The sequence below is a fragment of the Arsenicicoccus sp. UBA6765 genome (assembly GCF_002453335.1).
GTDB lineage: Bacteria > Actinomycetota > Actinomycetes > Actinomycetales > Dermatophilaceae > Arsenicicoccus > Arsenicicoccus bolidensis.
In genome coordinates this window covers 47,710-68,154 of sequence record NZ_DKGR01000017.1, presented here as the reverse complement: position 1 = coordinate 68,154, position 20,445 = coordinate 47,710, and the positions used below count along the sequence as shown (strand labels likewise).

The following is a 20,445-nucleotide window of genomic DNA, read 5'->3' as shown; positions in this document are numbered from 1 at the left end:
AGGAGACCAGCCCAGATGACACCTTCCACCCCGTATGCCGGAGAGCGAACCCCCAGCAGCAGCGCGGCCTCCGGGACGCGCGCGGACCGTGCGGACGCCACCAGCACCGGCGCCCAGGGCCGCAGCCCCGCAGGCCGCGGCGCGGCGCCATACCTGCAGGTCACCGATCTCCAGGTGCACTTCCCGACCGAGGACGGGCTCGTCCGCTCGGTCGACGGGCTGACCTTCTCGGTCGACAAGGGCCAGACCCTCGGCATCGTCGGGGAGTCAGGCTCCGGCAAGTCCGTGACCAGCCAGGCCATCCTCGGGCTGCACCGCGGCACCCGGGCCCGGCTGTCCGGCTCGGTGCGCCTCGACGGCCAGGAGCTGCTCGACCTGCCCGAGTCCGAGCTGCGCGAGCTGCGCGGCAGCACGATGGCGATGATCTTCCAGGACCCGCTGTCGGCGATGCACCCCTACTACACGGTGGGCGCGCAGATCGTCGAGGCGATCCGGGTGCACCACTCCGACGTGTCCAAGAAGGCCGCCAAGGAGCGCACCAAGGAGCTGCTCGCGCGCGTCGGGATCCCCAACCCCGCCAAGCGCGTCGACCAGTACCCGCACGAGTTCTCCGGCGGCATGCGCCAGCGCGCGATGATCGCCATGGCCCTCGCCAACGACCCCTCGCTGCTCATCGCGGACGAGCCCACCACGGCGCTCGACGTCACCGTGCAGGCCCAGATCCTCGACCTCATGCGCGACCTGCAGCAGGAGTTCGGCTCGGCCATCATCGTCATCACCCACGACCTCGGGGTCGTCGCCGAGATGGCCGACGAGGTGCTCGTGATGTATGCCGGCAAGGCCGTCGAGCGGGGCCCGGTCGACGACGTGTTCTACGCACCGCAGATGCCCTACACCTGGGGTCTGCTGTCGTCGATGCCGCGTCTCGACCGCGTCCGCCAGACCCGCCTGGACCCGGTCCCCGGCAACCCGCCGTCGCTGATCCGCGTGCCCCCGGGGTGCGCGTTCAACCCGCGCTGCACCTATCGCGAGCACGTCCCGCAGGACCGCTGCGTCACCGAGGTCCCGGACCTGCTGCCCACGCGCCAGCCCGACCACCTCGTCCGCTGCCACATCATGGAGGAGCGGCGACGCGAGCTCTTCGAGACGAACGTCAAGCCGCGGCTGTGACCGGAAGGACCACACCAGCATGAGCACCGCCGTCACCCCGTCCGCCACGCCCGCACCCCACGCCGGCGGCGAGCCCCTGCTGCGGGTCACCGACCTGCAGAAGCACTTCCCTCAGTTCCGCCAGACCCTGGTCAAGCGGGCCGACGCCCCCGTCAAGGCCGTCGACGGCATCACCCTGGAGCTGCGCCAGGGCGAGACCCTCGGCCTGGTGGGGGAGTCCGGCTGCGGCAAGTCCACCGCCGGCCGCACGATGCTCAAGCTCCTCGAGCCGACCGGCGGCCGCATCGAGTTCGACGGCGAGGACATCACCCGCGCCAAGGGCACGCACCTGCGGCGCCTGCGCCGTGAGATGCAGATGGTCTTCCAGGACCCCTACGGCTCCCTCAACCCCCGCCACACGATCGGCTCGATCATCGCGGCGCCCTTCGAGATCCAGGGGATCAAGCCGGAGGGCGGCGTCAAGCGCACCGTCCAGGGCCTGATGGAGCGCGTGGGTCTCAACCCGGAGCACTACAACCGCTACCCGCACGAGTTCTCCGGCGGGCAGCGCCAGCGCATCGGCGTCGCCCGCGCGGTGGCGCTGCGCCCACGCCTCGTCGTCTGCGACGAGCCGGTGTCCGCCCTCGACGTCTCGATCCAGGCCCAGGTCGTCAACCTGCTCGAGGAGATCCAGGACGAGCAGGGGATGGCCTACGTCTTCATCGCGCACGACCTGTCCGTGGTCCGCCACATCTCCGACCGGGTCATCGTGATGTATCTCGGCAAGGTCATGGAGGAGGCCGACCGCGACGAGCTCTACGAGCGGCCGCTGCACCCCTACACGCACGCGCTGCTGTCGGCCGTCCCCGTGCCCGACCCCCGCCACCAGGAGCGCCGCGAGCGGATCCTGCTCAAGGGCGACCTGCCCTCGCCGCAGAACCCGCCCTCGGGCTGCGTGTTCCGCACCCGGTGCCCCAAGGCCGAGGAGCGCTGCGCCGCCGAGGTGCCCCTGCCCGTCGAGGTCGAGCCCGGCCACCGCGTGGCCTGCCACTTCCCGGAGCTGCGCACCGTCGTCTGACGCCCCGTCCCGCCCTGCCGTGCCCCCGGTCTCGCCCTGCCGCGCTCGTCTCAGGCTGCAGGGCGAGACGAGCGCGGCGAGGTGAGACTTGACCTCGGCATCCTCTGTCTGGGCTCCTCGGCGCTCCGGGCCTCGCTCGTACCTCGCTCGGGTCCTCACGCTGTCGTCGCCCAGACGTCAGTCGTCCACGGAACCCATGCCGTGGACTCTGCCTCGCCTGCGGGCCTCGCTCGTGTCCTCGGCTCAGTCGTCCACGGTGTCAATGCCCCGCCGCACGATCAGCGGGTCAGGCTCGAACACCACGTCCGGGTCCTTGCCGTCGTAGTCGAACTTGTTGAGGAAGTAGCGCATCGCGTTGATGCGACCGCGCTTCTTGTCGTTGGACTTGATCGTCGTCCAGGGCGCGTAGTCCGTGTCGGTGGCGGTGAACATCGCCTCCTTGGCCTCGCCGTAGCGGTCCCACTTGTCGAGCGACTCGAGGTCCATCGGCGAGAGCTTCCACTGCCGCACGGGGTCGATCTGGCGGATGGCGAAGCGGGTGCGCTGCTCGCTGCGCGACACCGAGAACCACAGCTTGGTGAGCGAGATCCCGGAGTCGACCAGCATCTTCTCGAACACCGGCGCCTGCTGCATGAACTGGGTGTACTGCTCGTCCGTGGAGAAGCCCATGACCCGCTCGACCCCGGCCCGGTTGTACCAGGAGCGGTCGAACATGACCATCTCCCCGGACGTGGGGAAGTGCTGGACGTAGCGCTGGAAGTACCACTGCCCGAGCTCGGTCTCGGTGGGCTTCACCAGGGCGACGACGCGGGCATACCGAGGGTTGAGGTGCTCGGTGAACCGCTTGATCGTGCCGCCCTTGCCCGCAGCGTCCCGCCCCTCGAAGACGAGGAGGTGCTTGCTGTCGGTCTGTCGCGTCCACTTCTGGAACTTCAGCAGCTCGACCTGCAGGAGGTACTTCTCGATGTCGTACTGCTCGCGGTCGAGGCGCTCGTCGTAGGGGTAGTCCTCGCGCCAGGTCTCGACGGGGTTGCCCAGGGGGTCGATGAGGTCGGGGTCCGAGCCCTGGTCGTCACGCACGGTGTACCCCTGGTCGTGCAGGGTGGCGAGGTACTCACGGAAGTTCTGCTGCATGGGATCTCCAGCCGGGTGGGGGGTCTGCGGGGAGCATAGGCCGAGGTCGTGAACGAGGTGTGAACTGCGTCGTCCCCGCCCCGGAACCCCTCTCGCCCGGGGCGAGTCCCCGCGGAGCGGTCGTCGCGGCACCGATCCGTGGGGACGAGTAACGTTCTGCGGGATGACCCTGACGCGCTCCCTCGACGACCTGGCCCTGCGGCGGGTCGTTCTCGTGCATGCCCATCCCGACGACGAGACGTTGTGGACCGGGGTGACCACGGCTCACCTGGCGGGTCAGGGGGCCGACGTCCACGTCGTCACGTGCACCCTCGGCGAGGAGGGCGAGGTGATCCCGCCCGGCCTGCGCCACCTCGAGGGCGACGGTCCGGCGCTCGCGGCCCACCGACGCGGCGAGCTGGCCGGCGCCACCCGCGTGCTGGGCGCCACCTCGCACCTGCTCGGGGCGGACGGCTCCCGGGGATCGGCCGACCCTGCCCCACGCTGGCGCGACTCCGGTATGGCGGGAACCCCGGCCGCCGATCACCCCGACGCGTTCGCCACCGCAGGAGGGGCCGCCGTCGACGCCCTGGCCGCCGTGCTGCGCGAGCTGCGTCCCGACGCCGTCATCACCTACGACCCGCACGGCGGGTACGAGCACCCCGACCACGTCGCGGCCCACCGCGCGACCCTGGCGGCGGTGGCGTCCCTCGAGGAGTCGCCCCATGTGCTGCTGGTGGTGGTGCCGCGGTCGTGGGCGATGGAGGACCGGGCCTGGCTGACCGAGCACGTCCACCGCACGGACGTCGTGGTGCCCGGGCGCGACGACGCCTATCCGCCGTCGGTGGTGGCGGACGAGCTGGTCACCCACGTCGTGGTCGACGCCGCGGCTGCCCGCGTCCAGGCCTCCGCGCTGCGGGAGCATCCCACGCAGGTCACGGTGCACGACGGCTACTACGCCCTGTCCAACGACATCGCCGCCCGGCTGGCGGGACGCGAGGCCTTCGTGCTCGTCGACCCGCGGACCGGCGCCCCGACGGGAGGATCCGATGAGTGAGAGCGCGCCGCACGCGCAGGTGCAGACCCAGCCGCCGGACCGGGACGTGTTCCGACGGGCGATGGGGCGGTTCGCGACCGGGGTCTCGGTGTTGACGACCTGCCTGGACGGCGTCGACCACGCGATGACGGCCAACGCGATCACGTCGGTCTCCCTCGACCCGCTGCTCCTGCTGTGCTGCGTCGAGCAGGAGGCGCGCTTCCACGACGTGGTGCTCGAGACGGGCGTCTGGGGCGTCAACGTCCTGCCCGCCGAGTCCCGCTCGCACGCGGCCTGGTTCGCGACGAGGGGGCGACCCGTGCACGGCCAGCTCGACCGCGTGGCGCACCATCGCGGGGCCGAGACGGGGGTCGCGATGTTCGACGACGTGCTCACGGCCGTGGAGTGCCGGACCACCCAGGTGGTGGAGGCGGGCGACCACTCGATCATCATCGGGGCCGTGGTCGGTCTCGAGGTGCCGGCGCACGCCGGCGAGGCCCTGACCTACTACCGTGGCGCGTTTGGTCACCTTTCGTGACGGTGGACCACGTAACGTGTCCCTGACCGTCTGATCCAGGAGTTGTGATGGCTGCTTCCCCCTCCGGGACGAGCCGTTCGGGCACCGCTGTGCTCGTGCGTCTGCTCGTCTCGCTCGCCGTGCTCCTGGGGCTGTATGCCGGCCTCGCGGCGATCCTCACCCGCCAGGCTCCGGCCGGGACCCGCGTGGGTGGGGTGTCGATCGGCGGGATGGACCAGGCCGCGGCCGAGCGCACCCTGACCGACCGCCTGGCGCCGCTGGCCACCAAGCCGGTCACCCTGCGCTCCGGGGATCGGACAGCCACCCTCGACCCACGCGCTGCGGGCCTGTCCGTCGACGTGCCGGGCAGCCTGACCGGGCTCACCCGCTTCTCGCTCGACCCGCGGGACGTCGCCGCGCACCTGACCGGTGGTGGCGACCGGGACGTGGAGGTCGACGTCGACGAGGAGACCCTGGACGCGGCCCTCGGCAAGGCCCGCACCACCCTCGACGTGTCCGCCACGGACGGCGCGCTGTCCATCGCCAAGGGCGCCGTCGAGGCCAAGGACGCCGTCGTCGGTCGCCGCCTCGACGTGGACCGCACCCGCGACCGGTTGCTCGAGCAGTGGCCCCGCACCACCACGACGGACGCCGTGATGCAGGAGCAGCAGCCCGCCATACCCCAGAAGGCCGTCGACCAGGCCGTCTCCACCGTCGCCCGGCCGGTCCTCGCCGGTCCCGTCACCGTCACGGACGGCACCCGCAAGGGCGTGCTGGCCCCCGCGCAGCTGGCGTCGGTCATCGCGTTCGCGCCCAGGGACGGGGCGCTCGCCCCGCAGGTCGACCAGGACAAGCTGGGCCGGCTGCTCGCGGCAGTCGCCCCGGGCATCGAGACGCCGCCCGTCAACGCCACGGTGCGGCTCGTCGACGGCCGGCCCCAGACCGTCCCCGGGCGCAACGGCACCGAGGTGCCCGCCGACCAGCTGTCCGCGGCCGTGCTCGGCGCCGTCTCGTCGCCCGCGCGCACCGCGACCGTCAAGGCCCAGCAGGTGGAGCCCGGGATCGGCGCCCAGGAGGTGGCGGCATGGGGGATCAAGGAGGTCGTCTCGCGCTACGACGCGGACCTGCCCTACAACCCCAACCGCACCGCCAACATCCGGCTCGCGGCCGGCGCCATCGACGGCACGATCATCAAGCCGGGGGAGACGTTCAGCCTCAACGGCATCGTCGGCGAGCGCACCCCGGCCAAGGGCTACCGCGACGCCCTCATCATCCAGGGCTCGCGCTACGTGCGGGACACGGGCGGTGGCGTCTCCCAGGTGTCCACGTCGGTCCTCAACTCCGCGTTCTTCGCGGGGATGGAGCTGGTCGAGCACCGCGCCCACAGCTTCTACATCACGCACTACCCCGAGGGGCGCGAGGCGACGGTCAGCTGGCCGACGCTGGACAACAAGTGGCGCAACGACAGCCAGCACGCCGTGCTGGTGCACTCCTGGGTCGAGGACGGCGTGCTCAAGTTCGAGCTGTGGAGCACCAAGCGCTACGACGAGGTCAAGTCCCTCAAGAGCCCCCGACGCAAGATCGTCCCGCCCCGCACGATCGAGGACGCCAGCCCGACCTGCCAGTCGCAGGTCCCCGTGCCGGGCTTCGAGGTCACGATCACCCGCCAGATGATCAAGGGCGGCCAGGTCGTCAAGACCGACGGCTTCGTCACCAGCTACGCCCCGCAGGACAAGGTCCGGTGCACCGGACCCGTCAAGGGGCAGCCCAAGCGCACCTGACGCCGGTCGGGCCGACCGCCACCACCTGCTCGGATCGGCCCGTCGGTCCGTCCAGCCGCCAGACACCGTGCCGGTGCACCGCCTGCGACGGCATAGTGTTGTCCTGATACACCCCGCCCCCCCGGAAGGTACTGAGCAATGACCTACGTGATCGCCCAGCCGTGCGTCGACCTCAAGGACAAGGCCTGCATCGAGGAGTGCCCTGTCGACTGCATCTACGAGGGTGAGCGCTCGCTCTACATCCACCCGGACGAGTGCGTGGACTGCGGTGCCTGCGAGCCCGTCTGTCCCGTCGAGGCCATCTACTACGAGGACGACGTCCCCGAGCAGTGGACCGACTACTACAAGGCCAACGTCGAGTTCTTCGATGACCTGGGCAGCCCCGGCGGCGCCGCCAAGATGGGCATGATCAAGAAGGACCACCCGATCATCGCCGCCCTGCCCCCGCAGGCCCAGGACGCCTGACGCGTGGCGCCGCCCAGCCGCGTCGCGCTTCCGGACTTCCCCTGGGACTCCCTCGAGCCCGCCAAGGCGGTCGCGCGGGCGCACCCTGACGGCATCGTCGACCTGTCCGTCGGCACCCCGGTCGACCCCACCCCCGAGGTGGTGCGTCGTGCCCTGGCCGACGCGTCGGACGCCCACGGCTACCCGCAGACCTACGGCACGCCCGCGCTGCGCGAGGCGGTGGCCGGCTGGTTCGAGCGGCGTCGTGGTGTCCCCAGCCTGGACCCCGCCGGCGTGCTGCCGACGGTCGGCTCCAAGGAGCTCGTGGCGTGGCTGCCCCTGCTGCTCGGCCTCGGACCGGGGGATCAGGTCGGCATCCCCGCCGTGGCCTACCCGACCTACGACGTCGGCACGCGGATCGCCCGCGCCGAGCCGGTGGTCGTCGACCTGGCGGGCGACCTGCCGCAGGCAGGCGCCATACGGCTGCTGTGGGTCAACTCGCCCAGCAACCCGACCGGCGCCGTCCACGACGTCGACACGCTCGCGAGGGTCGTCCGGTGGGCACGGGACAACGGCGTGGTCGTCGCGAGCGACGAGTGCTACGCCGAGCTCGTCTGGGACGACGGCGCGCTCGTCGACGGGCTGCCGCGGCCGGGCCACGTGCCCAGCATCCTCGACCCCCGCGTCAACGAGGGCTCGACCGAGGGCCTGCTGGCGTGCTACTCGCTGTCCAAGCAGTCCAACCTCGCGGGCTACCGCGCCGCCCTCGTCGCCGGTGACCCGCGGATCGTCAAGCAGCTGCTGGAGATTCGCAAGCACGCCGGGATGATCGTCCCCTGGCCGGTCCAGGAGGCGATGCGCGTCGCCCTCGGCGACGACGCCCACGTGGCCGAGCAGCGTGCCCGGTATGCCGAACGGCGCGCCGCCCTGCTGCCGGCCCTGCAGGGCGCCGGGCTGCGGGTGGACCACTCCGAGGCCGGGCTCTACCTCTGGTCCACCCGGGACGAGGACTGCTGGACCACCGTCGACGCGCTCGCGCAGCACGGGATCCTCGTCGCACCTGGCGCGTTCTACGGCGCCGCCGGAGAGCGGCACGTCCGCGTCGCCCTCACCGCTCCCGACGAGCGCATCCAGGCCGCCGTCCGACGTCTCAGCCGCTGAGCGTCGCCTCACCTACCGCCGGGTCGGGTCGATCCTGATTCGGGGCGTTCGCCCCACCTGCGGTAGCGTCCAAGCACCGAAGGACCGTGGTGTCCACGGCCCCCCAAGGAGGAAACCCATGACCAGTGATGCCGGCAAGGCCGTCCTGACCGACGGCGGCAAGAGCATCGACCTGCCCATCACGCAGGCCACCGAGGGCAACAGCGGGTATGGCGTCAGCAAGCTGCTGTCCGCGACCGGCAACACGACGCTCGACCCCGGCTTCACCAACACCGCCAGCTGCACCTCGGCGATCACCTACATCGACGGCGACGCCGGCATCCTGCGCTACCGCGGCTACCCGATCGAGCAGCTGGCCGAGAAGTCCAGCTTCCTCGAGGTCGCCTACCTCGTGATCTACGGCGAGCTGCCCACAGGCGAGCAGCTCGAGAGCTTCGAGCGTGGCATCACCCGCCACTCGCTGCTCGACGAGCGCATGCGCGATCTGTTCCGCTGCTTCCCCCGTCGCTCGCACCCCATGCCGGTGCTGTCGGCCGGTGTCATGGCGCTGTCGACCTTCGCCGTCGACACGACCGACCCGCTGGACCCCGAGCAGGTCGAGGGCGCGACCGTCCGGCTGCTGGCCAAGCTGCCGACGCTGGCGGCCTATGCCTACAAGAACTCCGTGGGTCAGCCCTTCCTCTACCCGCAGAACTCCCTCGGCTACGTCGAGAACTTCCTGCGCCTGTCGTTCGGCTACCCGACCGAGGACTACGACATCGACCCGGCCGTCGCCAAGGCCCTCGACGTCCTGCTGATCCTGCACGCCGACCACGAGCAGAACTGCTCCACCTCGACGGTCCGCCTCGTCGGCTCGGCGCAGACCAACATCTACGGCTCCATCTCGGCCGGCATCAACGCCCTGGCGGGCCCGCTGCACGGCGGCGCCAACCAGGCCGTCCTCGAGATGCTCGGCAAGATCCGCGACGAGGACGGCGGCGACGTCAACCGCTTCGTCAAGGACGTCAAGGAGAAGAAGTCCGGCGTCAAGCTGATGGGCTTCGGCCACCGCGTCTACAAGAACTACGACCCGCGCGCCGCCATCATCAAGAAGCACGCCGACGAGATCCTCAAGTCGTCCGGCCGCCAGAACGAGCTGCTCGACATCGCGCTCGCCCTCGAGGAGGTCGCCCTCACGGACGACTACTTCAAGGAGCGCAAGCTCTACCCGAACGTCGACTTCTACACCGGCCTGATCTACGAGGCCATGGGCTTCCCGGTCAACTACTTCACGGTGCTGTTCGCGCTCGGCCGGCTCCCCGGCTGGATCGCCCAGTGGCGCGAGATGATCACCGACCCCGCCACCAAGATCGGCCGCCCGCGTCAGGTCTACGTCGGCGAGACGGAGCGCACCTACCCCGGCTACGTGGCTCCGGAGGCCTGAGCCGCACGAAGCACGAAGCACGAGCACGAAGCACCAAGGACCAAGCACGACGAGGGGCCGCTCATCCGCACGGGTGAGCGGCCCCTCGGCCGTCCCCGCCCCTCGCCGTCCCGCCCCCTGACCGCCCTGCCCGCCTCTCGCCGTCCGCTCCGCGTGCCCTGCCCTCCTGCCCGCCATTGGTCACCAATGGACGATTCCGGGGGAGTTTGATCGATCCACAACGTCAGCGGTGTCCAATGGCGCCGCGCCAGCAGGGGGCAGGACGGGTCAGGGCCAGGGTCAGCGGATCGTGACGGCCGTGGCGGCGACGGGCGAGCGGGCGGCCCGCCAGGACCAGCCCTCCTCGCCACGCGCCCGCGTCCACTCCCGGTCGCCCACCGTGACGGACGACAGCCCGTGCCGCTGCGCGTGCGCCACGGCCCAGTGCCCGACCATCCACGCCTGCTCCGCCGTCGAGCCCCGCACCTCGACGTGGTCGCCGCTGACGACGCCTCGCACGGCGAGCTGCTTCTCGAGGTCCCGGGCGACGACGACCGGGCCGGCCCGTCGGTCTCCGGATGCGAGCGGCTCCAGGCGACAGCCGAGTCCGCCAGGGGTGTGACCGGCCAGCGTCGAGGCCAGCGCACGCCCCTCGTCCTCGTGGTCGGCATAGGCCTCGGGATAGCCCGACCGCTGCACGCGCTGGGCGATCTTGGTGATCTCCATGGTCTGCCAGCCGTCGACCTTGACCAACGCGTCGTAGAACTGATTGGTGGCGTAGACGGGGTCCATGATCTGCTCCACGGTGCCCCAGCCCTGCGAGGGTCGCTGCTGGAACAGGCCGACCGAGTCGCGGTCGCCGTAGTCGATGTTCTCGAGCTTGGACTCCTGGATGGCGGTGGCCAGCGCGATGGTGGCGGCGCGGGCGGGCAGCCCGCGCCGCGTGCCGATCCCGGTGATCGTGGCGGCATTGGCCGTCTGGTCCGGGTTGAAGGTCGCGGTGTAGGTCGAGGCGACCGCCCGGCACGTGGACGAGCCGAAGCCCTCGTTGAAGTCACGCACGGTGTGCCAGACGTAGCCGAGACCGGCGAGCACCAGCGCCACGACCACCGCGACGACGACGAGCCGGTGGGTGCGGCGCCACTCGGCCCTAGTCGTTGGCATGCAGCTCGGAGTTGAGGGCGATGCCGTGGCCGTCGCGAGCCTTGGCGAGGACCGTGCCCGTCACCGAGTCGCGGATGAACAGCAGGTTGGACTGGCCGGACAGCTCGGCCGCCTTGACGACCCGGCCGTCGGCGAGCGTGACCTTGGTGCCGGCGGTGACGTAGAGCCCCGCCTCGACGACGCAGTCGTCGCCGAGGGCGATGCCGATGCCGGACTCCGCGCCGAGCAGGCAGCGCTCGCCGATGGCGACGCGCTCGGTGCCGCCCCCCGACAGGGTGCCCATCGTGGAGGCGCCGCCGCCGATGTCGGATCCGTCGCCCACGACGACGCCCTGCGAGATCCGGCCCTCGACCATGGAGGAGCCGAGCGTGCCGGCGTTGAAGTTGACGAAGCCCTCGTGCATCACGGTGGTCCCGGACGCGAGGTGGGCGCCGAGCCGCACCCGGTCCGCGTCGGCGACGCGCACGCCGGTGGGCAGGACGTAGTCCGTCATACGGGGGAACTTGTCCACGCCGTGCACCTGCACCGGACCGCGAGCGCGCAGCGCGAGCCGGACGTTCTCGAAGCCCTCGGGCGAGCACGGGCCGTGGTTGGTCCACACGACGTTGGCGAGCGCGCCGAACAGGCCGTCCAGGTTGATCGAGTTGGGGCGGACGAGCCGGTGCGAGAGCAGGTGCAGGCGCAGGTAGGCGTCGCGCGCGTCGGCGGGTGACGCGTCCAGGTCGATCTCGGTCAGGACGGCCTCGAGGGTGACGCCCCGCGCCTCGTCCTCGCCCGCGAGGTCCACGAGCGCCGCGGGCAGGTCGGAGCCGTCATGGTCCCCGAGCACGGGGGAGGGGTACCACGTGTCGAGCACCGTCCCGGAGGTCGTGATGGTCGCGAGTCCATGGCCCCAGGCCGTGCGAGAAGTCATGCCTTCCAGGCTATCGGTCGGTGCTGGGCGCGCGGTGGAGCGACGCTCGGGAGCACCTGTGAGAGCGCGGGATCGGGGCACGGCGCTCGGCATACATTGTCCGTATGACGACCCCAGCGCACCTCGACCTGTCGGCATCGGCGGTGGACCTCACCGAGGCCGTCTGCAACATCGCCTCGGTGAGCCACGAGGAGGAGGTGCTGGCGGACGCCGTCGAGGCGGCGCTGCGGCCGCTCGCCCACCTGAGCGTGCGCCGCGACGGGCACACGATCGTCGCCCGCACCGACCTCGGCCGCCCCGAGCGGGTGGTCCTGGCGGGGCACCTGGACACCGTCCCGCTCGCGGGTCAGGGCCCGGCGGCCTCGCTGCCCATCACCCGCACCGCCACCGAGCTGGTCGGGCGCGGCACCACCGACATGAAGGGCGGGGTCGCCGTCATGCTGGCGCTGGCGGCCACCGTCGTGGAGCCGAGCCGGGACATCACCTACGTGTTCTACGACTGCGAGGAGGTCGAGGCCGAGCACAACGGTCTCGCGCGCCTGGTCCGCAACGACCCCAGCGTCCTCGAGGCGGACTTCGCGGTGCTGCTGGAGCCCACCGACGGCACGGTCGAGGGGGGCTGCAAGGGCACCATCCGGATCGAGGTGACGGCCCGAGGCAAGGCCGCCCACAGCGGACGACCGTGGATGGGGCACAACGCGATCCACGAGGCGGGCACGATCATCGACCGGCTGCGGGAGTTCGACGCGCAGACCGTGGTCGTGGACGGGCTGGCGTTCCGCGAGGGCCTGTCGGCGGTCGGCATCCGAGGCGGGCGCGCCGGCAACGTCGTGCCGGACGAGTGCGTCGTCACGATCAACTACCGGTTCGCGCCGCACATCGACGCGATCGAGGCCGAGCGGCGCATGCGCGAGCTCTTCGCGGGCTACCACGTCGTGATGACCGACGCCGCCGACGGGGCGCGCCCCGGGCTGGACCGAGCGGCGGCCCAGGCCTTCGTGGCCGCGCTGGGGCTGCCGGTGCAGGGCAAGCAGGGCTGGACCGACGTGGCCCGGTTCAGCGCCGTGGGGGTGCCCGCCGTCAACTTCGGACCCGGCGACCCGCTCGTCGCGCACCAGGACGAGGAACGCTGCGCGATCGACCAGATCGAGCAGGCCTACGACCGGCTGCTCGCCTGGCTGACCTGATCGCGCGGGTAGGTTGGCCGCATGAAGGACGCTCGAGGGGACTACCACAAGGGCCCGGTGACGCTGCGCGGCAAGCGCGTCCCGGGCTCCACGACCGACCAGCGGCTGCTCGACAACAGCGGCGACGCCGAGTGGGTGCACTCGGACCCGTGGCGCGTGATGCGGATCCAGGCGGAGTTCGTCGAGGGGTTCGGCGCGCTGGCCGAGCTGGGTGACGCCGTCAGCGTGTTCGGGTCGGCGCGGGTGCCGCGCGAGCACCCGACCTACGAGCTCGGCGTGCAGCTCGGGCAGGCGCTGGTGCAGGCGGGCTTCGCCGTCATCACGGGCGGCGGCCCCGGGCTGATGGAGGCCGCCAACCGCGGGGCGCTCGAGGCCGGCGGCGCGTCGGTCGGGCTGGGCATCGAGCTGCCGTTCGAGCAGGGCCTCAACGAGTACGTCGACCTCGGCGTCAACTTCCGCTACTTCTTCGCCCGCAAGACCATGTTCGTCAAGTACGCCCAGGGCTTCGTCGTCCTCCCCGGCGGGTTCGGCACGCTGGACGAGCTGTTCGAGGCGGTGACCCTCGTCCAGACGCGCAAGGTGACGTCCTTCCCGATCGTGCTGCTCGGCTGCGACTACTGGGCCGGGCTGCTCGACTGGGCCCGCGGCTCGATGCTCCCGGCGGGCACCGTGAGCGTCTCCGACCTCGAGCTCCTGCACGTGGTGGACACCGTCGAGGAGGCCGTCCGGATTGTCCGCGGCTCGGGGGAGGACCAGGCGGCCCGCCGCCCCGAGTGACCTCCTCGCGGCCGCGCTGCCCCGGGCGCGGGGATGGCTTCCCCCCGGTGCCCGTGGCACGATCGGGGGCGTGCCGTTGCTGATGATCGTCCTGACCGTGCTCGTGGTGGGCCTGCTGACCGCGGCCCTCGTGTGGGCCGTCGGGGCGCGCCCGGGGTCGCTGTCCGACCAGGCGCTCGCCGACCCGACGTCGAGCTCGCCGTATGCCGGCTTGCCCGACGGGCCCGTGGTCACCGACACGGTGCGGGACCTGCGCTTCGACCAGGTGCTGCGCGGCTATCGCATGGACCAGGTCGACGAGGTGATGGACCGCCTCGTCGACGAGCTGCGGCAGCGCGACCACGAGATCGAGCGGCTGCGGGGCGAGGGTGGCGACGGCGTCCGCAGCGGATCCGTCGGGTTGAGGGGCCTGGACCCCGCCACCCACCCCGACGTGACGACCGGGCCGCTCGACGTGTCCGAGATCGTGCGCGCCCCCGCCGGCGCGAGCCTGTGGACCCGGCGTGATCCCGACGCCACCCGTCCTGCCCGCGAGCCCGACCGGTCGTCGTGACGGCGGGCGCCACGGTCGGCACCCGGACCCACGTCGCCGGGCCCCTGGGCGGGGTCGGGCGATGGCGGACGCCCCGGTTGCTGCTGGTGACGCTGCTGACCTATGCCGCGACGCGCCTCGTGTCCGGCATCCTCATCGCCCGAGCCGCCCGCCACCAGGTGCCGATCGGCTGGACCGGCGACCCCGTCGACTACTGGGGCATGACCCTCATGTGGGACGGCACGTGGTACCGCCGGATCGCGGAGACCGGCTATCCCGTGCCGATCCCCGTCGACGCGGCTGGGGTCACGCAGCAGAACGAGTGGGCGTTCTACCCCCTCTTCCCCGGCCTGGCCCGGGGCCTCATGGCCGTCACCGGTCTCGAGTTCCGGTATGCCGGGGCGATCGTCGCCACCGTCCTCGGCGCCGCAGCCGCGATGCTCCTCGTGGTGCTGCTGCGGCGGCACGTCTCCGACGGCGTGGCCGTCCTCGCGGTGGCGGCGTGGGCCACCTACGTCGCGAGCCCGGTGCTGCAGATCGCCTACACCGAGTCGCTCGCCATGCTGCTGCTCGTCGCGTTCCTCCTGATGCTCGAGCAGCAGCGCTGGTGGGGCGCGGTCGCCGTGGCCCTGCTCATCGGCCTGTCGCGCCCCATCGCCGTCCCCCTCGGCCTGGTCGCGCTGGTCGCCGTGGTCCTGCGGTGGCGGCGCCGCGCGGAGCGCCCGATCGGGCGGGGGGAGTGGGCCGGGATGCTCGCGACCCTGGCCGGGTGCGGGGTGGCGGGCTTCGTCTGGCCCGCGATCGTGTGGTGGGCCACCGGGCAGCCGGACGGCTACACCGACACCATGGCCTCCTGGCGCGCCGGGCACGAGATCACGCCGTTCGTGCCGTGGTGGACCAACGCCGAATACTTCTTCGAGGACAAGGCCCTCGTCGTCCTCGTGGCCTACACCGTGGTCCTGCTGCTGCTGGCGCTGGGTCCGTGGGCCCGGCCGCTCGGCTGGGTGATGCGCAGCTGGATGCTGGCCTACCCGCTCTACCTCTTCGCCGTGCAGGACCCGGGGACGAGCCTCTACCGCTACCTGCTGCTGCTGTTCCCCGCTGCCCTCATCGGGGTGGGGGCCACGCGCCGGATGACGGCGGGCACCGTGGTGCGGGCAGCCGCCCTCGTGGGCCTGGGCGTCGCGCTGCAGGTGTGGTGGACCCAGGAGGTCCTGGTGCTCCACCTGCCCGCCTCCTGGCCCCCGTGACCTGCTCCCGCCGCGCGCTCTGACGCCGTTCCTCGCCCGCTATTGGTCGCCAATGACGTATTTGAACCTTCACAAGGTGCCCGGAGACGTCATTGGTGACTAATGGCGCCAGGCGCGGTCAGCGGCCCTCGAAGATCGGCTTCTGCTTGGCGAGGAAGGCGTCGACCGCCGCGGCGTGGTCGGCGCTGCCGCCGGTGCGGTTCATCAGCTCCCCCTCGTGAGCGAGCGACTCGGCGAAGGAGTGCTGGGCCGAGTGGTGCACGGCCTCCCTGACGGCGGCGTACGCCAGGGTCGGGCCCTTCGCCATACGACGGGCCAGGTCCATCGCGGGGACCATCACGTCGCCCTCGACCACCTCGTTGACCAGGCCCAGATCCTTGGCCTCGGCCGCCTTGATGGTCCGCGGAAACATCAGGAGCTCCTTGGCCCGCGCCGTGCCGACCAGGCGTGGCAGGGTCCAGGACGCCCCGGTGTCGCAGGAGAGCGCGATCCCGGTGAACGCGAAGTTGTAGACGCCACCCTCCGCCAGGAAGCGGTAGTCCGCGGCGAAGGTGAACGAGGCGCCCGCCCCCGCGGCGACGCCGTTGACCGCGGCGATCACCGGCTTGGGCATGGTGGCGATCAGCGTCACCGCCGGGTTGTAGTGCTGCTCGACGGTGTCCCACAGCGACGGGTCCTGGCGCTGGAGCAGCTCGACGTGCGACTTGAGGTCCTGGCCGACGCAGAAGGCCCGGCCGGACCCCGTGAGCACGACGCAGCGCACCTCGGGGTCGTCGGCGACCTGCCGCAGAGCCGCGAGGAAGGCCTCCTTGGTGGGGAGGTCGAGGGAGTTCATCGCGTCGGGGCGGTTGAAGGTCACCACGCCCACGCCGTCCTCGACGGTCACGAGCACGGGAGCCTCGGACGTGTGGGCGGTCCGTGCAGGCTGGGCGGGCTGGGGCGCGGTCGTGTCGGTCACGAGCTCTCCTCGGAGGTGGGTCTGCGGCGGTGCAGGGCTGCGGCCCAATCTAGCGACCGGCCGTCCAGGCGCCAGAGCGACAAGAAGTGACGTCCGGCACCTGTGGATGAGATTAGGAACCACGGGCCAAGACTTGCGATAATGAGTCCAGGTCTGTGACCCCGGTTCCTCGTACGTGGGGTGGGGTCGCACTGATAAGGGAAGAGGAAGCGCATGGCGGCGATGAAGCCCAGGACCGGAGACGGTCCCCTCGAGGTGACCAAGGAGGGGCGCGGCATCGTCCTGCGCATGCCCTTGGAGGGTGGCGGACGCCTCGTGGTGGAGATGACTCCCGACGAGATCGCAGCACTCGGCGAGGCCATCAAGACGGTGACCGGCTGACCGGCTGAGAGACCGACGAGCACTGCTCGTATGACGGAAGGCGCCCAACCCCTGCTCGGGGTGGGCGCCTTCCGGCTGTCCGACGTCAGCGTTGGTGAGGGCTGGCGCGGGCTGGACAGTCAGCTCGTCAGCTCGTCAGCTCGTCAGCTCATCAGCTCGTCAGCGCTTGACGGCGGCGAAGAGGCCGTCGCCGGCTGCCAGCATCGCCGGCACCAGGTCGTCCCGCTCGCGCAGCTCCTTGCCGAGGTCGCGCAGGAGCGCGGTGCGCTCGTCGCGCGACGCCGGGTCGGCGACCCGGTCGTGCCACAGCATGTTGTCCATCGCCAGCACCCCTCCGCTGCGCAGCAGCCGCATCGCCTGGTCGACATAGGCGGGGTACTCGCTCTTGTCGCCGTCCACCACGACCATGTCGTAGGCGCCGTCCGCGAGGCGGGGGAGCACGTCCAGCGCGCGCCCGGCGATGATCCGCGTGCGCTGGTGCGGGATGCGGGCCTCGGCGAAGGCCTCGCGCGCCACGCGCTGGTTGGCGGGCTCGACATCGATGGTCGTGAGGATGCCGTCGGGCGCCATACCCTGCAGGAGCCACAGGCCGGACACGCCGGCACCGGTCCCGATCTCGACGACCGCGCGCGCCCGCACGCTGGCGGCGAGGAGGCGCAGTGCAGCCGCCGCGCCGGGCAGCACGGGGGTGCAGCCGAGCTGCTGACCGCGCTCGCGGGCCCGCTCCGCCACCGGGTCCTCCGTGACGAACTCCTCGGCGTAGGCCCAGCTGGCGGGCTTCTGTGTGCTCATGCCGAGAAGTCTACCGAGGGGCTGCGGCCGTGCTCACGGGGCTCCAAGCAATCTCCCAGACACCGCCCAGCACCGTGGTCGACCATGGAGGGGCAGATCTTGTGCCACCGAACGCCGACGCTCCTCCCGAGAGGCAGCAGATGACCATCCCCGTCGCCCACGAACCGTCCCACGTCGTTCCCAGCGCTCCGGTCGGCTCGACCACCCTCCCCGAGGGTGCCGTCGCCACCGCGGAGGCCTGGGTGCCCCCGTCGTGGGACGAGGTCGTGCGCGAGCACTCGGCCCGGGTCTACCGCCTGGCCTACCGCCTCACCGGCAACCAGCACGACGCCGAGGACCTCACGCACGACGTGTTCGTGCGCGTCTTCCGTTCGCTGGACCGCTACCAGCCGGGCACCTTCGAGGGCTGGCTGCACCGCATCACCACCAACGTCTTCCTCGACCGGATGCGGCGCAAGCAGCGCATCCGCTTCGACGCCCTGTCCGACGAGGGGGCCGCGCGCCTGCCGAGCCGGGAGATCGGGCCGGAGCAGGCGTACGCCGACGGGACCTTCGACGACGACGTGCAGCGCGCCCTGGACGCGCTCAAGCCGGAGTTCCGCGCCGCGGTCGTGCTGTGCGACATCGAGGGCCTGACCTATGACGAGATCGCGGACGCGCTGGGCATCAAGCTCGGCACCGTGCGGTCGCGTATCCACCGCGGCCGCGCCCAGCTGCGCAGCGCCCTCGCCCACCGCGACCCCGCGCTGCGCCCGCAGCCGGCCGCCCCGGTGTCCCGTCCGGCCACGCTGCGACCCCGCCGGCTGGGCATCGTCGGGGCCTGACCCCGTGCTCACCGACCGGACGCCTGGAGTTCACCCCCGCGGGGTGGACCGTCTGCTCCGGCCGGCCCGGCCGTGCACGCCGACGCAGTAGTCTCACCCTCATGTGGGACGTCAACGGCACCGAGTTCTTGCTCCTGATCGTGATCGCCGTCGTCGTGCTGGGCCCCGAGCGGCTGCCGGAGTATGCCGCCAAGCTCGGCCAGCTCGTCCGCCAGGCCAAGGCCTACGCCGAGGGCGCCAAGACCTCCCTGCGCGACCAGATGGGCCCGGACTTCGACGACATCGACTGGCGCCAGTACGACCCACGGCAGTACGACCCGCGCCGGATCGTGCGTGAGGCGCTGCTGGACGACGGCCCCTCGGGCTCGACGGTCGCGACAGCGGGAGCAGCGGCGGCCGGTGGCGCGACCATGGCGAGTGCCCAGGCGGAGCCGGAGCCGATCCGTCCCGGGCAGCGCTACGACCAGACCTACACGCCCTTCGACGCCGAGGCCACCTGACCGCAGCGCGCACCGCGCCGCCGCGGCCGAGCAGCGCTGGCGGTGGCTCACCGTGGCGAGTGTGTCTCGTGCTGCAGGGTGAGACGGATGCGGCAGCGCGAGACGTCGCGGCGCGGCAATGACCGCGGCTCACCCTGGCGAGCGTGTCTCATGCTGCAGGGTGAGACGGATGCGCCAGCGCGAGACGTTGCGGGGCAGCGCTGGCAGCGGGCTCACCGTGCCGAGTGTGTCTCGTGCTGCAGGGTGAGACGGGTGCGCCAGCGCGAGACGTTGCGGCGCAGCGCTGCGGCAGCGCAGCGCTCAGTCGCGCCGTGGACCCGCCGGCGTCAGCGGCTGGTGGGGGTGAGGCCCAGCTTGCGGCCGGCCAGGCCACGCGACCGCGTGCCCAGCCCACGAGCGATGCCGTTGAGGGCCGTGCCCGCCGCGCTCTCGGGGGAGGACAGGACGACCGGGGTGCCCTCGTCGCCGCCCTCGCGCAGCCGGGTGTCGAGCGGGATCTGGCCGAGCAGCGGCACCGGGGCCCCGACGATGCGGGACAGCGAGTCCGCCACGGCCTGACCGCCGCCGGAGCCGAACAGCTCGAGCCGGGAGCCGTCCGGCTGCTCCAGCCAGGACATGTTCTCGACGACGCCGACGATGCGCTGGTGCGTCTGCACGGCGATGGACCCGGCGCGCTCGGCGACCTCGGCCGCCGCCTGCTGCGGGGTGGTGACCACGAGGATCTCGGCGCCGGGGATGAGCTGCGCGACGGAGATGGCGATGTCGCCGGTGCCGGGCGGCAGGTCGAGCAGGAGGACGTCCAGGTCGCCCCAGAACACGTCGGCGAGGAACTGCTGCAGCGCGCGGTGCAGCATCGGTCCGCGCCAGACGACGGGCTGGTTGCCGGCGACGAACATGCCGACGGAGATGACCTTCACGTCGTGCGCGACCGGGGGCAGGATCATGTCGTCGACCTGGGTCGGCTGCTGCTCGACACCCATCATGCGCGGCACCGAGAAGCCGTAGATGTCGGCGTCCACCACGCCCACCTTGAGCCCCTGACGGGCCAGGGCGGCGGCGAGGTTGACGGTGACCGAGCTCTTGCCGACACCACCCTTGCCGGAGGCGACGGCATACACCCGGGTCGTGGATCCCGGCTTGGCGAACGGGATCTCGCGCTCGGCCTGGCCGCCGCGCAGCTGGTCGCGCAGGGAGCCGCGCTGCTCGTCGCTCATCACGCCGAGGTCGACGGAGACCCCGTTGACCCCCTCGACGCGCGCGACGGCCTCGGTGACGCCCTTGCGGATCGGGTCCTTCATGGGACAGCCCGCGACCGTCAGCAGCACCCGGACGGCGACCCGTCCGGCGTCGTCGACGTCGACCGACTCGACCATCCCCAGCTCGGTGATGGGCTTGCGGATCTCGGGGTCGTCGACCGTGGCCAGGGCGGCGTGGATCAGGTCCAGGGACGGGGCAGACATGCCCCCCATCGTATGCCGCCCGCCCG

Annotated in this window: 21 protein-coding genes; 15 read left to right on the top strand and 6 right to left on the bottom strand. The window is 71.8% G+C overall.

Annotated elements, in window-relative coordinates; all coding sequences use genetic code 11:
* Window positions 1-15 precede the first annotated feature (15 nt).
* Both B4K29_RS03220 and B4K29_RS03215 read left to right on the top strand, forming a co-directional pair.
* Entirely contained in the window at window positions 16-1,170 is a 1,155-nt protein-coding gene (locus B4K29_RS03220) for an ABC transporter ATP-binding protein (protein WP_286966363.1), read from the top strand.
* Window positions 1,171-1,189: 19 nt separating this feature from the next.
* The gene (locus tag B4K29_RS03215) at window positions 1,190-2,227 is read left to right on the top strand and encodes an ABC transporter ATP-binding protein (RefSeq protein WP_286957197.1); all 1,038 of its coding nucleotides are present in this window, start codon (window positions 1,190-1,192) and stop codon (window positions 2,225-2,227) included.
* 243 nt (window positions 2,228-2,470) lie between these two features.
* On the opposite strand, the gene ppk2 is transcribed toward B4K29_RS03215, so the two are convergent.
* Window positions 2,471-3,361 carry a polyphosphate kinase 2 gene (gene ppk2, locus B4K29_RS03210; RefSeq protein ID WP_239263232.1) on the bottom strand — a complete coding sequence of 297 codons (891 nt, stop codon included), beginning with the start codon at window positions 3,359-3,361 and terminating at the stop codon, window positions 2,471-2,473.
* 163 nt (window positions 3,362-3,524) lie between these two features.
* Between ppk2 and B4K29_RS03205 the strand changes: the two genes are divergently transcribed.
* The 6 genes from B4K29_RS03205 (at window position 3,525) to B4K29_RS03180 (ending at window position 9,702) form a co-directional block, all read left to right on the top strand.
* Window positions 3,525-4,397, top strand: coding sequence for a PIG-L family deacetylase (locus B4K29_RS03205; protein WP_034251328.1), 873 nt, complete (start codon window positions 3,525-3,527; stop codon window positions 4,395-4,397).
* A complete protein-coding gene (locus B4K29_RS03200) occupies window positions 4,390-4,914 on the top strand; it encodes a flavin reductase family protein (RefSeq protein WP_029210351.1) in 525 nt (174 codons plus the stop codon). The genes B4K29_RS03205 and B4K29_RS03200 overlap by 8 nt, the downstream gene beginning before the upstream one ends.
* A gap of 47 nt (window positions 4,915-4,961) precedes the next feature.
* A complete protein-coding gene (locus B4K29_RS03195) occupies window positions 4,962-6,674 on the top strand; it encodes a VanW family protein (RefSeq protein ID WP_084412401.1) in 1,713 nt (570 codons plus the stop codon).
* Window positions 6,675-6,812: 138 nt separating this feature from the next.
* Window positions 6,813-7,139: a ferredoxin gene (gene fdxA / locus B4K29_RS03190; RefSeq protein ID WP_019286190.1), complete on the top strand. Its 327-nt coding sequence runs from the start codon at window positions 6,813-6,815 to the stop codon at window positions 7,137-7,139.
* Window positions 7,140-7,142: 3 nt separating this feature from the next.
* Window positions 7,143-8,279 (top strand): succinyldiaminopimelate transaminase, encoded by a 1,137-nt coding sequence (gene dapC / locus B4K29_RS03185; protein WP_286957235.1) that lies wholly within the window; start codon window positions 7,143-7,145, stop codon window positions 8,277-8,279.
* 118 nt (window positions 8,280-8,397) lie between these two features.
* Window positions 8,398-9,702, top strand: coding sequence for a citrate synthase (locus B4K29_RS03180; RefSeq protein WP_029210354.1), 1,305 nt, complete (start codon window positions 8,398-8,400; stop codon window positions 9,700-9,702).
* 279 nt (window positions 9,703-9,981) lie between these two features.
* On the opposite strand, the gene B4K29_RS03175 is transcribed toward B4K29_RS03180, so the two are convergent.
* A complete protein-coding gene (locus tag B4K29_RS03175; RefSeq protein WP_286966361.1) occupies window positions 9,982-10,845 on the bottom strand; it encodes a hypothetical protein in 864 nt (287 codons plus the stop codon).
* The gene (gene dapD, locus B4K29_RS03170) at window positions 10,832-11,758 is read right to left on the bottom strand and encodes a 2,3,4,5-tetrahydropyridine-2,6-dicarboxylate N-succinyltransferase (RefSeq protein ID WP_286957248.1); all 927 of its coding nucleotides are present in this window, start codon (window positions 11,756-11,758) and stop codon (window positions 10,832-10,834) included. The genes B4K29_RS03175 and dapD overlap by 14 nt, the downstream gene beginning before the upstream one ends.
* 104 nt (window positions 11,759-11,862) lie before the next feature.
* Between dapD and dapE the strand changes: the two genes are divergently transcribed.
* The 4 genes from dapE to B4K29_RS03150 all read left to right on the top strand — a co-directional run bounded on the left by dapE (window position 11,863) and on the right by B4K29_RS03150 (window position 15,504).
* On the top strand, window positions 11,863-12,945 hold the full coding sequence (gene dapE / locus B4K29_RS03165; RefSeq protein ID WP_286957250.1) for a succinyl-diaminopimelate desuccinylase: 1,083 nt from the start codon (window positions 11,863-11,865) through the stop codon (window positions 12,943-12,945).
* A gap of 21 nt (window positions 12,946-12,966) precedes the next feature.
* Window positions 12,967-13,722, top strand: a complete 756-nt coding sequence (locus B4K29_RS03160; protein ID WP_286957253.1) for a TIGR00730 family Rossman fold protein — start codon at window positions 12,967-12,969, stop codon at window positions 13,720-13,722.
* Window positions 13,723-13,792: 70 nt separating this feature from the next.
* Window positions 13,793-14,275 carry a DivIVA domain-containing protein gene (locus B4K29_RS03155; protein ID WP_286957255.1) on the top strand — a complete coding sequence of 161 codons (483 nt, stop codon included), beginning with the start codon at window positions 13,793-13,795 and terminating at the stop codon, window positions 14,273-14,275.
* A complete protein-coding gene (locus B4K29_RS03150) occupies window positions 14,272-15,504 on the top strand; it encodes a hypothetical protein (protein ID WP_286957262.1) in 1,233 nt (410 codons plus the stop codon). Before B4K29_RS03155 ends, B4K29_RS03150 begins: the two co-directional genes overlap by 4 nt.
* A 118-nt stretch (window positions 15,505-15,622) precedes the next feature.
* Here B4K29_RS03150 and B4K29_RS03145 read toward each other — a convergent pair whose 3' ends face one another.
* Window positions 15,623-16,462, bottom strand: a complete 840-nt coding sequence (locus B4K29_RS03145) for an enoyl-CoA hydratase/isomerase family protein (protein ID WP_286957265.1) — start codon at window positions 16,460-16,462, stop codon at window positions 15,623-15,625.
* Between the two features lie 213 nt (window positions 16,463-16,675).
* On the opposite strand from B4K29_RS03145, the gene B4K29_RS03140 reads away from it, so the two are divergent.
* Entirely contained in the window at window positions 16,676-16,843 is a 168-nt protein-coding gene (locus tag B4K29_RS03140) for a DUF3117 domain-containing protein (protein ID WP_019286178.1), read from the top strand.
* A gap of 159 nt (window positions 16,844-17,002) precedes the next feature.
* Here the strand turns inward: B4K29_RS03140 and B4K29_RS03135 are convergent, their stop codons facing one another.
* Window positions 17,003-17,635: an O-methyltransferase gene (locus tag B4K29_RS03135; RefSeq protein ID WP_019286177.1), complete on the bottom strand. Its 633-nt coding sequence runs from the start codon at window positions 17,633-17,635 to the stop codon at window positions 17,003-17,005.
* Between the two features lie 140 nt (window positions 17,636-17,775).
* Between B4K29_RS03135 and sigE the strand changes: the two genes are divergently transcribed.
* Together sigE and B4K29_RS03125 are read left to right on the top strand one after the other, a co-directional pair.
* Window positions 17,776-18,459, top strand: a complete 684-nt coding sequence (gene sigE / locus B4K29_RS03130; RefSeq protein ID WP_286966359.1) for an RNA polymerase sigma factor SigE — start codon at window positions 17,776-17,778, stop codon at window positions 18,457-18,459.
* 101 nt (window positions 18,460-18,560) lie between these two features.
* Entirely contained in the window at window positions 18,561-18,959 is a 399-nt protein-coding gene (locus B4K29_RS03125) for a twin-arginine translocase TatA/TatE family subunit (RefSeq protein WP_286957286.1), read from the top strand.
* Window positions 18,960-19,285: 326 nt separating this feature from the next.
* Here the strand turns inward: B4K29_RS03125 and B4K29_RS03120 are convergent, their stop codons facing one another.
* Complete coding sequence (locus B4K29_RS03120; protein ID WP_029210364.1) at window positions 19,286-20,419, bottom strand: Mrp/NBP35 family ATP-binding protein; 1,134 nt, start codon at window positions 20,417-20,419, stop codon at window positions 19,286-19,288.
* Window positions 20,420-20,445: the final 26 nt, after the last annotated feature.

What these genes read in the sequence shown, in the direction of transcription:
- B4K29_RS03220 (WP_286966363.1), top strand. Translation starts at nt 16, where the DNA reads ATGACACCTTCCACCCCGTATGCCGGAGAGCGAACCCCCAGCAGCAGC.
- B4K29_RS03215 (WP_286957197.1), top strand. Translation starts at nt 1,190, where the DNA reads ATGAGCACCGCCGTCACCCCGTCCGCCACGCCCGCACCCCACGCCGGC.
- ppk2 (WP_239263232.1), bottom strand. Translation starts at nt 3,361, where the DNA reads ATGCAGCAGAACTTCCGTGAGTACCTCGCCACCCTGCACGACCAGGGG.
- B4K29_RS03205 (WP_034251328.1), top strand. Translation starts at nt 3,525, where the DNA reads ATGACCCTGACGCGCTCCCTCGACGACCTGGCCCTGCGGCGGGTCGTT.
- B4K29_RS03200 (WP_029210351.1), top strand. Translation starts at nt 4,390, where the DNA reads ATGAGTGAGAGCGCGCCGCACGCGCAGGTGCAGACCCAGCCGCCGGAC.
- B4K29_RS03195 (WP_084412401.1), top strand. Translation starts at nt 4,962, where the DNA reads ATGGCTGCTTCCCCCTCCGGGACGAGCCGTTCGGGCACCGCTGTGCTC.
- fdxA (WP_019286190.1), top strand. Translation starts at nt 6,813, where the DNA reads ATGACCTACGTGATCGCCCAGCCGTGCGTCGACCTCAAGGACAAGGCC.
- B4K29_RS03180 (WP_029210354.1), top strand. Translation starts at nt 8,398, where the DNA reads ATGACCAGTGATGCCGGCAAGGCCGTCCTGACCGACGGCGGCAAGAGC.
- B4K29_RS03175 (WP_286966361.1), bottom strand. Translation starts at nt 10,845, where the DNA reads ATGCCAACGACTAGGGCCGAGTGGCGCCGCACCCACCGGCTCGTCGTC.
- dapD (WP_286957248.1), bottom strand. Translation starts at nt 11,758, where the DNA reads ATGACTTCTCGCACGGCCTGGGGCCATGGACTCGCGACCATCACGACC.
- dapE (WP_286957250.1), top strand. Translation starts at nt 11,863, where the DNA reads ATGACGACCCCAGCGCACCTCGACCTGTCGGCATCGGCGGTGGACCTC.
- B4K29_RS03160 (WP_286957253.1), top strand. Translation starts at nt 12,967, where the DNA reads ATGAAGGACGCTCGAGGGGACTACCACAAGGGCCCGGTGACGCTGCGC.
- B4K29_RS03140 (WP_019286178.1), top strand. Translation starts at nt 16,676, where the DNA reads ATGGCGGCGATGAAGCCCAGGACCGGAGACGGTCCCCTCGAGGTGACC.
- B4K29_RS03135 (WP_019286177.1), bottom strand. Translation starts at nt 17,635, where the DNA reads ATGAGCACACAGAAGCCCGCCAGCTGGGCCTACGCCGAGGAGTTCGTC.
- sigE (WP_286966359.1), top strand. Translation starts at nt 17,776, where the DNA reads ATGACCATCCCCGTCGCCCACGAACCGTCCCACGTCGTTCCCAGCGCT.
- B4K29_RS03125 (WP_286957286.1), top strand. Translation starts at nt 18,561, where the DNA reads ATGTGGGACGTCAACGGCACCGAGTTCTTGCTCCTGATCGTGATCGCC.
- B4K29_RS03120 (WP_029210364.1), bottom strand. Translation starts at nt 20,419, where the DNA reads ATGTCTGCCCCGTCCCTGGACCTGATCCACGCCGCCCTGGCCACGGTC.